The sequence below is a fragment of the Streptococcus danieliae genome, from assembly GCF_025447695.1.
Taxonomy (GTDB): domain Bacteria; phylum Bacillota; class Bacilli; order Lactobacillales; family Streptococcaceae; genus Streptococcus; species Streptococcus danieliae.
In genome coordinates, this window is the sequence record NZ_JAOBSU010000042.1 from 1 (window position 1) to 13,673 (window position 13,673).

Annotated in this window: 13 protein-coding genes; 11 read left to right on the forward strand and 2 right to left on the reverse strand. The window is 48.3% G+C overall.

All coding sequences use genetic code 11. From position 1 onward, the window contains the following. The first annotated feature begins 932 nt into the window (after positions 1 to 932). Genes N4310_RS04180 through ftsY form a run of 3 tightly spaced genes read left to right on the forward strand, consistent with a single transcriptional unit; the run spans position 933 to position 3,911 of the window. The gene (locus N4310_RS04180) at positions 933 to 1,727 is read left to right on the forward strand and encodes an HAD-IIB family hydrolase (protein ID WP_262092179.1); all 795 of its coding nucleotides are present in this window, start codon (positions 933 to 935) and stop codon (positions 1,725 to 1,727) included. Beyond that, entirely contained in the window at positions 1,724 to 2,557 is an 834-nt protein-coding gene (locus N4310_RS04185) for a Cof-type HAD-IIB family hydrolase (protein WP_262092180.1), read from the forward strand. Before N4310_RS04180 ends, N4310_RS04185 begins: the two co-directional genes overlap by 4 nt. Continuing rightward, positions 2,544 to 3,911: a signal recognition particle-docking protein FtsY gene (ftsY, locus tag N4310_RS04190; protein WP_262092181.1), complete on the forward strand. Its 1,368-nt coding sequence runs from the start codon at positions 2,544 to 2,546 to the stop codon at positions 3,909 to 3,911. Before N4310_RS04185 ends, ftsY begins: the two co-directional genes overlap by 14 nt. A gap of 416 nt (positions 3,912 to 4,327) precedes the next feature. Here the strand turns inward: ftsY and zwf are convergent, their stop codons facing one another. Beyond that, complete coding sequence (gene zwf, locus N4310_RS04195) at positions 4,328 to 5,752, reverse strand: glucose-6-phosphate dehydrogenase (protein WP_262092182.1); 1,425 nt, start codon at positions 5,750 to 5,752, stop codon at positions 4,328 to 4,330. Positions 5,753 to 6,167: 415 nt separating this feature from the next. Continuing rightward, positions 6,168 to 6,584 (reverse strand): hypothetical protein, encoded by a 417-nt coding sequence (locus tag N4310_RS04200; protein WP_262092183.1) that lies wholly within the window; start codon positions 6,582 to 6,584, stop codon positions 6,168 to 6,170. Positions 6,585 to 6,748: 164 nt separating this feature from the next. On the opposite strand from N4310_RS04200, the gene N4310_RS04205 reads away from it, so the two are divergent. The 8 genes from N4310_RS04205 (at position 6,749) to N4310_RS04240 (ending at position 13,486) form a co-directional block, all read left to right on the forward strand. After that, positions 6,749 to 8,878: a Tex family protein gene (locus tag N4310_RS04205; protein WP_262092184.1), complete on the forward strand. Its 2,130-nt coding sequence runs from the start codon at positions 6,749 to 6,751 to the stop codon at positions 8,876 to 8,878. Next, on the forward strand, positions 8,865 to 9,290 hold the full coding sequence (locus N4310_RS04210; protein ID WP_262092185.1) for a SprT family protein: 426 nt from the start codon (positions 8,865 to 8,867) through the stop codon (positions 9,288 to 9,290). Before N4310_RS04205 ends, N4310_RS04210 begins: the two co-directional genes overlap by 14 nt. A 69-nt stretch (positions 9,291 to 9,359) precedes the next feature. After that, positions 9,360 to 9,632, forward strand: coding sequence for a PspC domain-containing protein (locus tag N4310_RS04215; RefSeq protein WP_160332319.1), 273 nt, complete (start codon positions 9,360 to 9,362; stop codon positions 9,630 to 9,632). 111 nt (positions 9,633 to 9,743) lie between these two features. Continuing rightward, positions 9,744 to 10,679, forward strand: coding sequence for an HPr(Ser) kinase/phosphatase (gene hprK / locus N4310_RS04220; protein ID WP_160332320.1), 936 nt, complete (start codon positions 9,744 to 9,746; stop codon positions 10,677 to 10,679). Then, positions 10,676 to 11,455 (forward strand): prolipoprotein diacylglyceryl transferase, encoded by a 780-nt coding sequence (gene lgt / locus N4310_RS04225; protein WP_262092186.1) that lies wholly within the window; start codon positions 10,676 to 10,678, stop codon positions 11,453 to 11,455. Before hprK ends, lgt begins: the two co-directional genes overlap by 4 nt. A 14-nt stretch (positions 11,456 to 11,469) precedes the next feature. Continuing rightward, positions 11,470 to 11,868, forward strand: a complete 399-nt coding sequence (locus tag N4310_RS04230) for a DUF948 domain-containing protein (RefSeq protein WP_160332322.1) — start codon at positions 11,470 to 11,472, stop codon at positions 11,866 to 11,868. Between the two features lie 2 nt (positions 11,869 to 11,870). Then, complete coding sequence (locus tag N4310_RS04235; RefSeq protein WP_262092187.1) at positions 11,871 to 12,347, forward strand: YtxH domain-containing protein; 477 nt, start codon at positions 11,871 to 11,873, stop codon at positions 12,345 to 12,347. Positions 12,348 to 12,391: 44 nt separating this feature from the next. Then, positions 12,392 to 13,486, forward strand: a complete 1,095-nt coding sequence (locus tag N4310_RS04240; protein WP_262092188.1) for an NAD(P)/FAD-dependent oxidoreductase — start codon at positions 12,392 to 12,394, stop codon at positions 13,484 to 13,486. Positions 13,487 to 13,673 lie beyond the last annotated feature (187 nt).

Below are 13,673 nucleotides of genomic sequence, written 5' to 3' on the forward strand. Positions count from 1 at the left end.
TTGCCATTGTTTTTTGGCAATTTCTGATGATTTTTTAGCTATTTACACGGAGTTGTTTGAGGTATGAATAATTTGGGAAAAATAATGAATTTTAGTATCAGAGAGGATAAGTCAGAAAATAATTAATCAAAAACCCTTGGAATGAATCGTTCCAAGGGTTTTGTGCGTTACAGTGATCAGAGAAAAGTTGTTATGGATGTCTTCCTCCTAGGCCGACTGGCCTAAAAGAATCCAGTGATGACTTCAAGGAGTTCTTGGGGGCTATGAACTTCAAAGTCTATGAGGCATTCACCTCCAGCTGGTGCTGGTCGGTGGCGATGGTTGAACCAGACAGAGGACCAACCGGCTTTGTGCTTACCTTCGACATCATTTTCAAAGGAATCCCCAATATACAAGGTTTCTTTTGGTATGACCTTAAACTGTCGAGTCGCCTTATCAAAAATTTCGCAGGGAGTCTAGTCAATCCGTCTCTACAAATATGTACCTTGATTAGTAAATGTAAATGATTTAATTAGTCTGGGTATTTTTAACAAACTTATCTGTTCAAGGGAATAAGTACTTCTGTTTTTGTGTCCCGTCTTTTTTAGTAAAAGAAAGGTTCCTATTTATTAGCTCAAAGGCTGCTGTTAAGTACACAGTTTGGGAGTGGGACAGAACTAAATTTGAAAAAATTTAGTTCGTAGTCCCACCCCCGCAAGGCTGATTAGGTCCTCTTCCGAGCTTGAAAAGCGAACGAAGAGGCCAATCAGCTACTGCGTCAAAGGCATTTTATTAACCAAAGTCAATGAGGCTAGAATTTTGTCCCAGCCTCTTTCCTAAGACTTTGGTCATAATCAAGGGCGTGTCGATCGGACAGGTCCTTTTTTGGTGCTTCTGTGTTAAAATAAAAGGAGATATTTTGGAAATTTTTGAAAAGGACTGGGGTAGCTTGTATGTTTCGATTAATGGCGACAGACTTGGATGGGACATTTTTAGATGGGAACCATCAGTTTGATCAGGAGCGGTTTGCCAGCCTCTTGGATCGTTTGGATGAGCTGGGGATTGTATTTGCGGCGGCATCTGGTCGTGGGATTGCGTCGATGCGGGAGTTGTTTGCGGACTTCCGGGATCGGATCTATTTGATTGGTGAGAATGGTTCGATTATTGAGGAGCGGGGTCAGGTGATTTGGTCTCGGACCATGGATGCGGAGACTGTGGAGCAGCTGTTTGCGGATTTGGTGGCGAGTCCTTATGTAGATAAGAATCAGTTGATTTTTTCGGCGGAGCATGAGGTTTATGCCTTGGAGACGGTGGATGCGGACTATTTGGAGTTGGCGCGGGAGTATCATCCGCAGATTCAGTTGATCGGAGATTTGCAGGAGATGCAGGAGCCGATTTTCAAGGTTACCTTGAATTTGCGGGAAGCGGAGGTGCAGGAAGGGGTGGCTTGGCTGGTTCAGCATTTGCCGGGTTACTCGGTTATGACGACGGGTTACCAGACCTTGGATATTGTTCCTACAGGGATTGATAAGGGGGCGGCGCTGGGGCGTCTGTTGTTGATGAAGGACTGGCATCCGGATGATTTGGTGGCTTTTGGAGATCAGCTTAATGATCGGCAGATGCTGGAGTTGGCTGGTTTGGCTATTTGTCCAGAGAATGCCAAGGATGAGATTAAGGCCATTGCCGATCGTGTGATTGGCCCTGCTAGTCAGGGTTCTGTGCTCAAGTATATGGAGGAGCTTGTTTGATGGATATTCGTTTAATCGCCCTGGATTTAGATGGGACCTTATTGACCAGTGAGAAGAAAATCAGTCCGCGGACTAAGGCTGCCTTGGCGGCGGCTCGTAAGCAAGGGGTCAAGGTGGTTTTGACCACGGGGCGGCCTCTGAAAGCCATGGATTTTCTGTTGCAGGAGTTGGACTTGGATGGTCAGGCGGAGGAGTATGCGATTACCTTTAATGGTGGTCTGATCCAGCGCAATACGGGTGAAATTTTGGCTGAGGCGCGGTTTAGTTACCAAGAAGTTGCGGAGCTCTACCAGCTTAGTCGCGAGCTCAATCTGCCTTTGGATGTGATTCAGGAGGGGACCGTCTTTAATCTTGAGGGGCCGATTGTCTCACGTTACCAGTCCTTCAATCCAAGTTTGGATTTCCAGCTGATTTCCTTTGCCGATTTGGAGGAGCAGTCCTTTTATAATAAGTGTATCTCGGCTCACGACGCAGCTGCTTTAGATGGGGCAATCCAGCAAATCCCAGCCCCATTTTTTGAAAAATATGGAATCTTTAAGTCCCGCGACCAATTGCTGGAGTGGCTGCCAAAAGAGGCGGATAAGGCAAGAGGGTTGGAGAAATTAACAGCTCTGCTGGGCTTGAGCAAGGACCAGGTGATGGCTTTTGGAGACGAGGCCAACGACTTGTCGATGGTTCAATGGGCTGGCTATGGGGTTGCCATGGGCAATGCCGTTCCAGCCTTGAAGGACGTGGCCTGGAAGGTCTTGGAGTGGACCAATGATCAGGACGGTGTTGCCCGAGCAGTGGAAGAATATGTATTGAAGGAGAAACAAGATGGGGCTATTTGATCGCCTATTTGGAATTGAGAAAGCAGAAGATCCGCAAGAAGAGCCAGTAGTCGAAGTAACCGAGGAAGTTAAGGCGCCAGCCGAAGCGTCTGAGCCGAAGCAACTGAAGGAAGAAGAGCCAGTAGTCGAAGCGGTCGAGGAAGTTGAGGCTCCAGCCGAAGCGTCTGAGCCGGAGCAACTGAAGGAAGTGGAGCGGTCAATCGAAGTAACCGAGGAAATCGAGACTCCAATTGAAGCATCTGAGCCTGAACAGTCGGAGGAAGTGGAAGCTGCTGAGATTGCGGTTGAAAAGGTAACGGCTGAAACCCTGCCGGACTACTATGTACAAATGCGGGCCCAACTGGATGCAGCTAGCCGCAAGGTTGAGGAAGAGCAGTTCCAGGATGCCTTGGAAGAAGTTCGCAAACGCCGGGAAACTGAAGCTGAGAAATACAATCGGAGTTTGCAGAAAACCCGTTCAGGTTTCTTGGAAAGCCTCAACGCCTTTTTCGCCAATTTCCGTACAGTGGACGAGGAATTTTTCGAGGAGTTGGAAGAACTCCTCATCACCAGTGACGTCGGTGTGCAGGTTGCGACCCAGCTAACCGAGGATCTACGTCAAGAAGCTCGCTTGGAGAATGCTAAAAAACCGGAAGACTTACGCCGGGTGATTATTGAAAAATTAGTGGACATCTACGACAAGGATGGCCATTACGAGGAAGAAATCAATTTCCAAGAGGGTCTGACAGTTATGCTTTTTGTCGGGGTTAACGGCGTTGGTAAAACAACCTCTATCGGAAAATTAGCCTATCGTTACAAAGAAGAAGGCCGCAAGGTCATGTTGGTCGCAGCCGATACCTTCCGGGCAGGAGCCGTGGCCCAGCTAGTTGAATGGGGCAAACGTGTGGATGTGCCCGTCGTCACTGGGCCTGAAAAAAGCGATCCAGCCAGCGTTGTCTATGATGGCCTGGAACGGGCCCAAGCCGAAGGTGTTGATGTCCTCTTGGTTGACACAGCCGGCCGCTTGCAGAACAAGGACAACCTCATGGCTGAGCTGGAGAAAATGGGTCGGATCATCAAGCGCGTGATTCCCGAGGCCCCTCATGAAACTCTCTTGGCCTTGGATGCCTCCACCGGTCAAAACGCCTTGGTACAGGCCAAAGAATTTTCAAAGATTACACCTGTGACTGGGATTGTCTTGACCAAGATTGACGGTACAGCGCGTGGAGGAGTTGTGCTGGCCATTCGCCAGGAATTGGATATTCCGGTGAAACTGATCGGCTTTGGTGAAAAACTCGACGACATAGGTGATTTTAATTCGGAGCAATTTATGCGCTCCTTATTGGATGGCGTGTTTGTGACCGAGATGGAGTAAGAGTCGTTCAATAGGAATTGGAATTGGGACGGAACTAAATTTGAAAAAATTTAGTTAATTCGCTTTCTTAATTTTGGGCTCATGCTAAAAAGATCCACTGGATCTTTTTACTCCCACCCCCGCAAGGTTGATTAGGTCGGGTTCGGAGTCCTCTCGGCGAATCAGGAATTGACTCGCTGAGCCTATGATATGGACGAACATGAAATGTTCGCTATCAAGCGAACGATTGGAGTTTGCTTCGCAAAAAAGATTTGGTACTCTCTAACAGCATACGATGCTGTTAGGCTCAATCAACTACTGCGTCAAAGGCATTTTGTTAATCAAAGTTAAAGAGGTTAGACTTTTGTCACAACCTCTTTTTTTAGGTCAATAAAAAAGACAAACCTCAATTTGAAGTTTGTCTTGAAATCTATATCCTACCAAATCCATTTGGCGTCAAACTGAGCCAGGAGTTGGTCAGCGGCTTCGGGGCCGTGGGAGCCGGCTGGGTAGAAGTGGAGGGGGCTTTGGTCTTCTTGCCAGCTGTGCTCGATTTTGTCAATCAGCTTCCAGCTTGCTTTAACTTCGTGCCAGTGGCTGAAGTTAGAGGAGTTGCTTTGGAGGGCTTCAAAAATCAATTTTTCATAGCCTTCTGGTCCGGCAGGCCGGTCGAAGGAGCTGATGGCTTGGGGCTGGATTGTGAAGTCGTAGCCTGGTATTTTTTGGTTAAATTGGAAAGAGATGCCCTCTTCTGGTTGGATGTAGAGGGTTAAAATGTTGGGTTCTAAATCCTCGGCAAAAATGGTCTCTTCTTGTTTGAAGACGATATCCACTCGTGTGGCCTTTTCAGCCAGGCGTTTGCCGGTGCGGATAAAGATAGGGATGTTGCGGAAACGGTCGCTGTCTAGGAAGAAGACACCGGCAAAGTAGGTTTCCGTCATTGAGTCTGGATTCACCTTTGGCTCCTCGCGATAGCCTGGTAGGTCCTGGCTAGCGGTGTATTGACCGCGGATAAAATGGTTGGCTAGCTCTTTTGGTCCTGGCTTTTTCAAGGATTGGAAGACCTTGACTTTTTCAGCCCGGATATCATGCTTGCTGAAGGAGTGGGGCTTATCCATGGTTAATAGGGATAGAATCTGTAGGGCATGGTTTTGCACCATATCCCGCAAGGCACCGGATTGGTCATAATAATCCCCGCGTTCTTCAACGCCTAGTTGTTCAGCGAGGGTAATTTGGATGTTATGGATGGAGTGGCGATCCCAGATGCGATCGATGATGGGGTTGGCAAAGCGGATGGCGTAAATATTTTCAACCATCTCCTTGCCTAAATAATGGTCGATTCGGAAAATCTGGTCTTCGCGGAAGGAATCCATCAGCTCCTCATTGAGCTGGCAGGCGGACTCCAGGTCGGAGCCAAAAGGCTTCTCGATAATCAAATGCTCAAAGCCAAGGCCGTCGATGATGTTTTCAGACTTGAGGTGCTTGGCGATGGTCCCAAAGAAACGAGGGGACATGGAGAGGAAAAAGAGCTTGTTGTTGTCTGCCCGGTAGCGATCATTGAGCTGGCTTTGGAGCTCCCGGATATTTTGATAATCCAAGGTGCTAGTGACATCGTGACTTTGGTAGTAAAAACGAGCCGCAAAGTCCTGAGCTTGACTTGGATCAGTCACTAAATCCTGAATGGATTCAAGAACAACCGCTTCGTATTCCTCCTTGGACCAAGGACGACGAGAGGCGCCGATAACCGCAAAATTATCTGCTAGCTTTCCGGTTTTGAACAGACGAAATAGGGCAGGATAGAGCTTGCGTTTGGCTAAATCTCCACTGGCACCAAAAATGGTAATAATGGCTTTGGCAGGCATAGGGAACCTCTTTCTATGTTCTGTGTTTTTGAAAATTATACCATATTCAGCAAGTAGAGAGAGAAATGGAGTTCTATCAAAGCCCTATCCAAGGATAGATGACGGAAAAAGTCACTATTGAAAACGTCTGCCGTAGGTGATGTTAAAGAGCCATTGGGAGTGGGACAGAACTAATTTTGAAAAAATTTAGTTAATTCGCTTTCTTAATTTTGGGCTCATGCTAAAAAGATCCACTGGATCTTTTTACTCCCACCCCCGCAAGGCTGATTAGGTTTTCTTCTAAGCTTGAAAAGCGAATGAAGAAACCAATCAGCTACTGCGTCAAAGTTGTTTCACCAATCAAAGTAAAAGATCCAGTACTTTTGCTAGAGTATATAGGAGGCTCGGGTTGGATGGCAATCAGGGGCTCCAAGATCTAGGTGACATATTTTTTAGCCTCTATTTTTCTTTGATCTGAGCTATCGTCAAATTTTGAGTCGCTGCCTAAGATTCTAAAGTGTGAAAACTTACCTTGTCCAGTAAAATAATAGAGCTCATCATTTTTATAAACAACACATTGTTCGGGTGATCCATTTAAATATATTTTGGGATTTTCCTTATAAATTGTTGAATGTCCATCAAAGTCATAGTGAATCGAGTCATCTTCTAGTCTGGGGATATAATCGAGATTATCGACAATCATGACCATAACCGGATCATAATTGGGGTTGTTGTCTAGATTTTGCGCATAGTAAACAGAATAGTGAATGAGGTTTGCTCGGGGGTCATAGTAGGTTTTAATCAGGAAGATGAAAAGGCTGAGGAGGCCTAGGGTTATAAAAAGTTTTTTCATGTATTACACCTACTGTTTTTTAATGCTTTTATTATACTGTTCTTTTTCCAAGAATGAGTCTTCTTTGTCCGTTAATTTTGGCTTTCAATCCTGAACGCGAGGAAACTCTGGGTTTCAACTATTTTTTCTGCTTCAAGCCCTCTCCCTGTGCTATACTTATAGTTATGGATAAAAATATCACAAAAATTGCTACAGAATTAACGATTACCCAGGCTCAGGTTGCGACCGTCCTGGATCTGCTTGCTGAGGGAGCGACGATTCCCTTTATTGCCCGTTATCGGAAGGATAAAACAAAAGGGTTGGATGAAGTGGAAATCAAGGCGATTGCTGACCGAATGGCTAGTTTGACAGCCTTGGATGAGCGACGGGAAGCTATCTTGGCCAAGTTACAAGACCAAGGGCAGCTAACGCCTCAGCTGGAAGCAGCCTTGCAGGCTGCGGAAAAATTGGTGGAGCTGGAAGAGCTCTACCTGCCCTTTAAGGAGAAGAAACAGACCAAGGCTAGTCTGGCTAAGGAAGCCGGTTTGTCGCCTGTAACCCGTTTACTTTTCCAGGGTCAGGAAAATCTGGAAGCGGAGGCTCAGAAGTATGTGTCTGAGGCCTACCCAAGTCCTCAAGCGGTGATTGATGGGGCCAAGGAGATTGCCATTGAAGCTCTTTCGGAAAATCATGGTTTGCGGGCTTGGCTCTACAAGGAGATTCGGGATAATTCCCATCTGACTGCCCAGCTCAAAGATGCGGACAAGGATCCCAAGCAGGTTTTTCAAAACTACTACGAGTTTGCGGAGGGTCTGGCTAGCCTTCCGGGTCACCGGATTTTGGCTTTAAATCGTGGTGAAAAACTAGGAGTGCTCAAGGTCAAATTTGTCCATCAGGTGGAGAAGGTGCAGCGTTTCTATCTGGCGCGTTTTGCTCAGAGAACCCAGCTCCTGACGGAGGTGGTTGACGAGGCTTTGAAAAAACGGCTCTTTCCAGCCATGGAACGTCGGGTGCGGTCTGAGCTTTTAGAAATGGCCGAGGAAGGGGCAATTCAGCTCTTTTCAGAGAATCTGCGGCACCTGCTTTTAACAGCTCCGTTGAAAGGTAAGGTGGTCCTTGGTTTTGACCCTGCCTTTCGGACGGGGGCGAAATTGGCTGTTGTGGATCAGATGGGTCATCTCCAGACAACAGAGGTGATCTACCCCGTGAAACCGGCTAGCAAGGCGCAGATAGAAGCCGCCAAGGAGCGTCTGAGCCAATTGATTCAGGAGTGGCAGGTGGAGTTGATTGCGATTGGCAATGGGACGGCTAGTCGGGAAAGCGAAGCCTTTGTGGCGGAGGTGCTCAAGGACTTCCCGGAAGTGGCCTATGTGATTGTCAATGAAAGTGGAGCCTCGGTTTATTCAGCCAGTGAATTGGCACGGCAGGAGTTTCCAGAGCTACCGGTTGAAAAACGCTCGGCTATCTCGATTGCCCGACGCCTCCAGGATCCACTGGCGGAGCTGGTGAAGATTGATCCACAATCGATTGGAGTGGGGCAGTACCAGCACGATGTGAGCCAGAAAAAGCTTCGTGAACAGTTGGACTTTGTGGTGGAAATGGTGGTGAACCAGGTTGGGGTCAATGTCAACACGGCCAGTCCAGCCTTGCTCAGCCATGTGTCCGGTCTTAATAAAACGATTTCTGAAAATATTGTGGCCTACCGCCAAGAAGTCGGAGCCTTCCAGACTCGTCAAGAGTTGAAGAAGGTTGCGCGCCTTGGAGCCAAGGCCTTTGAACAGGCAGCTGGTTTCTTACGGATTCCAGATGCAGGAAATGTCCTCGATCAAACGGGGGTTCACCCTGAAAACTATGGGGTTGTCAAGGAGTTGTTGGCTCATCTAGGGATTAAAAACCTGGATGCTGCAGCTAAGAAAAGCTTGGCTGCCCTGCCGATTGCGGAGACAGCTGAGATCTTGGGAGTGGGACCCCTAACCTTGGAGGATATTGTGCAAGACCTGCTTAAACCCGGTCGCGATCTGCGGGATTCTTTTGCAGGGCCACAGCTGCGCCAGGATGTCTTGGATATTTCAGACTTGAAACCGGGTCAAAAGCTGGAGGGTGTGGTCCGGAATGTGGTTGACTTTGGAGCCTTTGTCGATATTGGGGTCCACGAAGATGGTTTGGTTCACATTACCCAGCTCAGCAAGAACTTTGTCAAGCATCCTAGTCAGGTCGTTTCAGTTGGTGACTTGGTGACGGTCTGGGTTTTGGAAGTTCAGATTCCACAAAATCGTATCAGTCTGACCATGGTGGAAGATCGTGGATCTGACTAAGTATGTGCAAGCTGTTTCCTTGGAGGATTTTGGCAAACCTTTCCGCCACCAGGCTGTTTGGAATCGGCGGTTGCGGACCTCTGGTGGGCGCTTTTTCCCCCACGATGGCCATCTGGACTTTGCCCCTCGGATCCTGGAGGAATATGGGGAAGCCCTTTTTCGCCAGATTGTGCGGCATGAGCTGACCCATTACCATCTTTATTTTGAGCAAAAGGGTTATAAACACGGTGATGCTGATTTTAAGAAACTCTTAAAAGAAGTGGATGGACTCCGCTATGCACCGCCTCCCAAACAAAGAACTGTTCACGAGTATATGTGCCGAGAGTGTGGCCAGGTTTTTCAGCGCCAGCGTCGGATCAATTTGGAACGAATGCGCTGTGGTGCTTGTGGAGGGCGCTTAAAAATTCGGTAAATCGGCCTCAAGGCCGATGATGGGGGCTGAGGGGCTTGCTATAATAGCTGTAGAAAGTGAGGGATTCGTATGACTAAGTACTATAAAATGCGAAAAGGAAAGATTGTTAGTGGTGTCTTAGCCGGGTTGGCGGATAAATTCAAGATGGATGCGACTCTAGCTCGGGTGCTGTTCGCCATCTTTTTCCTCATAACGGAAGGAACTGCGCTCTTCCTCTATATTCTCCTGTCTGTTATTTTGCCGTATAAGGAAGATTTGCTTGAATACGATGAGGTGACCTATAGAGACGGTCGGCGCCGCAAAACGGCTCAAGTCGTTGAAGAGGATGATTGGACTTGGTAGTCTCAGAGGCTGGGCGCGGCTCAGCCTTTCTTTTTCATGAGGGGGCAAAGGAAAATTGTCATGAATCCCCTGAGATGCTATAATAAGGGCAGAAAGAAAAAGGAGGATGCCATGGCTGTCACAGTTAGAGAAGTGATGGAAAAGATCCGTCTGGAACATATCTATGGTACAGATGAACTCTTGGATAAAACCATCTCAACCGGGGATATTTCCCGGCCCGGTTTGGAAATGACAGGTTATTTTGATTATTATTCCCCTGAGCGTGTGCAGTTGATTGGGATGAAGGAGTGGTCCTATCTCGGGCATATGACGGCCCATAACCGCTACCAAGTTCTCAAAAATATGCTACGAGATGAGACGCCTGCGGTGATCATTGCGCGTGGTTTGCATATTCCGGATGAATTACTGTTGGTGGCCGAGGAGAATCAGGTTGCCATCTTGCGGTCGAGTACGGCGACCAGTCGCTTGTCGGCTGAGTTATCCCGCTATCTGGACTCCCGCTTGGCTGAACGCACCAGTGTCCATGGCGTTCTGATGGATATTTACGGGATGGGGGTGCTGATCCAGGGAGATTCTGGGATTGGGAAAAGCGAGACTGCTCTAGAACTGGTCAAACGTGGCCACCGTTTGGTTGCGGATGACCGGGTCGATATCTATCCTCGGGATGAAATGACCCTCTGGGGTGAGCCGGCGCAGATTTTACGGCATCTTCTTGAAATTCGTGGTGTTGGCATCATTGATGTGATGAGTCTTTATGGGGCGAGTGCTGTAAAAGATTCTTCCCAAGTTCAGCTCAGTGTTTACTTGGAAAACTACGACAATACCAAGCAATTTGACCGTCTGGGCAATAATCCAGAAGAATTTGAAATTGATGGGGTTGCGATTCCACGGATTCGGATTCCGGTTAAGACGGGCCGTAATATTTCAGTGGTGATTGAGGCGGCAGCCATGAATTACCGGGCCAAAGAAATGGGCTTTGACGCTACCAAAACCTTTGAAGAGCGTTTGACCCGTTTGATTGCTGAGAATGAGGAGCGTGACCAATGAACCCGATAGCTTTTGAGCTAGGTCCCTTTGCCGTTCGTTGGTATGCCTTGTTTATTGTCAGTGGATTGGTCCTGGCGGTCTGGCTTTCCATGCGAGAGGCCAAACGGAAGGGGTGGGATCCTGATCTCATCTTGGATTTTGTGCTCTGGGGCTTTCCAATTGGGATTATTGGTGCGCGGATTTATTATGTCTTCTTCCAATGGCCCTACTACCAAGCCCATCCAGCAGAAATCCTAGCCATTTGGAATGGTGGGATTGCCATCTATGGAGGACTGATTGCAGGTGGTTTATTCTTGATCTGGTATTCCCGGCGCCATCTTTTATCGGCCTGGACCTTTTTAGACCTTGTGGCACCAGGTGTGCTGATTGCGCAAGCCATCGGCCGTTGGGGGAATTTTGCTAACCAGGAAGCCTATGGGGCAGTAGTTGAGCATCTGAATTACCTGCCAACCTGGATGCAGCAACAGATGTTTATCGAAGGAGCCTATCGCCAGCCGACCTTCCTGATGGAATCCATCTGGACAGTCCTCGGTTTTGTGATTCTAATCAGCCTTCGTCACAGACCTCGCCTCTTTAAAGAAGGTGAACTAGCCCTTTTTTACCTGATTTGGTATGGCACAGGTCGTTTCTTTATTGAAGGTTTGCGAACAGACAGTCTGCTCTTAGGGCCTCTACGGGTCTCCCAAGTCCTGTCCCTGGTCCTTGTGATGGTTGGTTTAGGACTCTGGATTTATCGACGTAAACAGCAGCAACTTGCTTGGTATCAAGCAGCTTAGCAGAAGGAGAAATTATGGTAGAAATTGCCTTTACCCTCGTGGGCCTAGCCCTTGCGGTATTCTTTGTTTATTTAACAATCTTTATTCATAAATTGGGAAAAACGGTGGATGAGACCAACCGAACGATTAAACTGTTGACAACCGATGCCAATGTTAGCCTGTATCAGGTAAATGAATTAATGGCTAAGGTCAACGTGCTGACCGATGATGTAGCCGGTAAGATGGAAGTCATTAACCCGCTCTTTGTCGCTGTTGCAGACCTCTCTGAAACGGTCTCAGATTTGAATAGCTCTGCCCGCAACCTTAGTGATAAGGCTGTTACAACAGGTGGTGGAGTGCGTTCGGCCCTTAGTCGGACTCTCTTGAGCACAGCCCTTTCGGGACTCGGATCAAAAAAGAAAGCAGGTAAATAACCATGAGCAAATTGTCATCTCTTTTATTAGGAGCCGTAACCGGTGCAGCCGCAGCCCTTTTTGTCCAAAGTAAAAAAGGACAAGAAGTAGCCAAACAAGCTAAAGATTGGTATGCGGATTACCAAGCGGACCCAGAAACAACCAAAGAAAAGGTTAGCCAAGCGGCGACCGATTTAGGCCAAAATGTTAGCCAACGCTACGATGATTTCAAGGCGGCAGTTCAATCTGGTGACATCACTGTCCAATCGGTGATGAATGATGTGAAAGCTTTTTCTGAAAAACAAGTTGAAACTTTGACTGAAAAGTTCGGTAGCAAGGAAGAAGTGGTTGAAAAGGTGAAAAAAGCCGTAACACCGGATCAAGAAATCGTGATTGACATCGATGTAGAGGAAGAGCTAGAGGTGGCAGACCAGCCCCTTAAAACCCTTCCTAAGGTGGCTGCAGTTCCCGCAGGTTACCAAGAAGAAACAGAAAAATAGGAAAAGGTTTGGCCCTAGGGCCAAACCTTTTTAGGAGGAAAGTAATGACAAAAGTAGCCATCATCGGCGCCGGCATCGTCGGTGCCACCGCAGTTTTTTACCTCAGCCAAGAAGAGGGAGTGGAAGTGACTGTCTATGATCACGGAGTCGGTCAGGCCAGCAAGGCCGCCGCGGGCATTATCAGCCCCTGGTTTTCCCGCCGCCGCAACAAGGCCTGGTACCGCCTGGCTCGCCTAGGGGCTGATTTCTACCCCCGCTTGATGGAGGACTTAGCTGCAGCGGGTTCTACTAGTCAAGCCTACGAGCAGACGGGGGTCTTGGTGCTCAAGAAAAAAGAGGAGTACCTGGATGAGGTTATGGAACGAGCCCTGGCCAAACAAGCTGAGTCCCCCCTCATGGGAGATTTGGAATTCTGGACACGCGATCAAGTCCAAGAACGCTTCCCTGGCCTCACAGGCTTCGACCGCGCCTTCTGGGCCAGTGGTGGGGCTCGTGTGGATGGAGCCGTCCTAGTCGCAGAACTGCTCCAGGCCGCAGGCCTGGAGCCTATTCGGAAAGAAGTACAGTTAGCTTGGGAGGGTGATCAGATCTTGGTGGATGGCCAAGCCTACGACAAGATTCTCTTGACTACTGGAGCATGGTTGGGACAGGTCCTCGAGCCCCTCGGTTATCAAGTTGATGTCCGCCCTCAAAAAGGCCAAATCCTGGACTACCAGCTCGACCAAGTAACGGACAAGCATCCCGTCGTTATGCCCGAAGGCGAAGCTGATCTGATCCCCTTTAAAGCCGGCAAACTCAGCCTTGGAGCCAGCCACGAAAATGACCAAGGCTTTGACCTCACAGAAGACCGCCAAGTCCTCCAAACCTTAATTGATCAGATGCGTCCCTACTACCCCGCCATCGCAGACTACCAGCCCACAGGCGTGCGCGTGGGCATCCGCGCCTATACCAGCGACTATTCTCCCTTCTTTGGCCCTCTACCCGACCAGCCCAACACCTGGACCGTCAGCGGCCTCGGCTCAACTGGCCTCACAATCGGCCCCCTACTCGGCCGAGAACTAGCCCTGGGCATCCTCGGAAAAACAGGTGACCTAGACCCAGCAGACTATCCGGTTGAACGGTACGTGACACGGGATTAGGATAAAAAGGAATCTTTCACAAATACCACAATGGAACTCCGTCTTGATTCCTTTCACCCAAATTATTCATAGATAACTAAAAAAACTTCCAGAATCCCTGATAGATCAAGGTTTCTAGAAGTTTTTGATTTTCACCCATTGGGTGAGACATATGACTGGACAAAAAAAGGATTTCCTTCTATGATAT

What these genes read in the sequence shown, in the direction of transcription:
- ftsY (WP_262092181.1), top strand. Translation starts at nt 2,544, where the DNA reads ATGGGGCTATTTGATCGCCTATTTGGAATTGAGAAAGCAGAAGATCCG.
- N4310_RS04180 (WP_262092179.1), top strand. Translation starts at nt 933, where the DNA reads ATGTTTCGATTAATGGCGACAGACTTGGATGGGACATTTTTAGATGGG.
- N4310_RS04235 (WP_262092187.1), top strand. Translation starts at nt 11,871, where the DNA reads ATGAGCAAATTGTCATCTCTTTTATTAGGAGCCGTAACCGGTGCAGCC.
- N4310_RS04205 (WP_262092184.1), top strand. Translation starts at nt 6,749, where the DNA reads ATGGATAAAAATATCACAAAAATTGCTACAGAATTAACGATTACCCAG.
- N4310_RS04240 (WP_262092188.1), top strand. Translation starts at nt 12,392, where the DNA reads ATGACAAAAGTAGCCATCATCGGCGCCGGCATCGTCGGTGCCACCGCA.
- N4310_RS04215 (WP_160332319.1), top strand. Translation starts at nt 9,360, where the DNA reads ATGACTAAGTACTATAAAATGCGAAAAGGAAAGATTGTTAGTGGTGTC.
- lgt (WP_262092186.1), top strand. Translation starts at nt 10,676, where the DNA reads ATGAACCCGATAGCTTTTGAGCTAGGTCCCTTTGCCGTTCGTTGGTAT.
- zwf (WP_262092182.1), bottom strand. Translation starts at nt 5,752, where the DNA reads ATGCCTGCCAAAGCCATTATTACCATTTTTGGTGCCAGTGGAGATTTA.
- hprK (WP_160332320.1), top strand. Translation starts at nt 9,744, where the DNA reads ATGGCTGTCACAGTTAGAGAAGTGATGGAAAAGATCCGTCTGGAACAT.
- N4310_RS04200 (WP_262092183.1), bottom strand. Translation starts at nt 6,584, where the DNA reads ATGAAAAAACTTTTTATAACCCTAGGCCTCCTCAGCCTTTTCATCTTC.
- N4310_RS04230 (WP_160332322.1), top strand. Translation starts at nt 11,470, where the DNA reads ATGGTAGAAATTGCCTTTACCCTCGTGGGCCTAGCCCTTGCGGTATTC.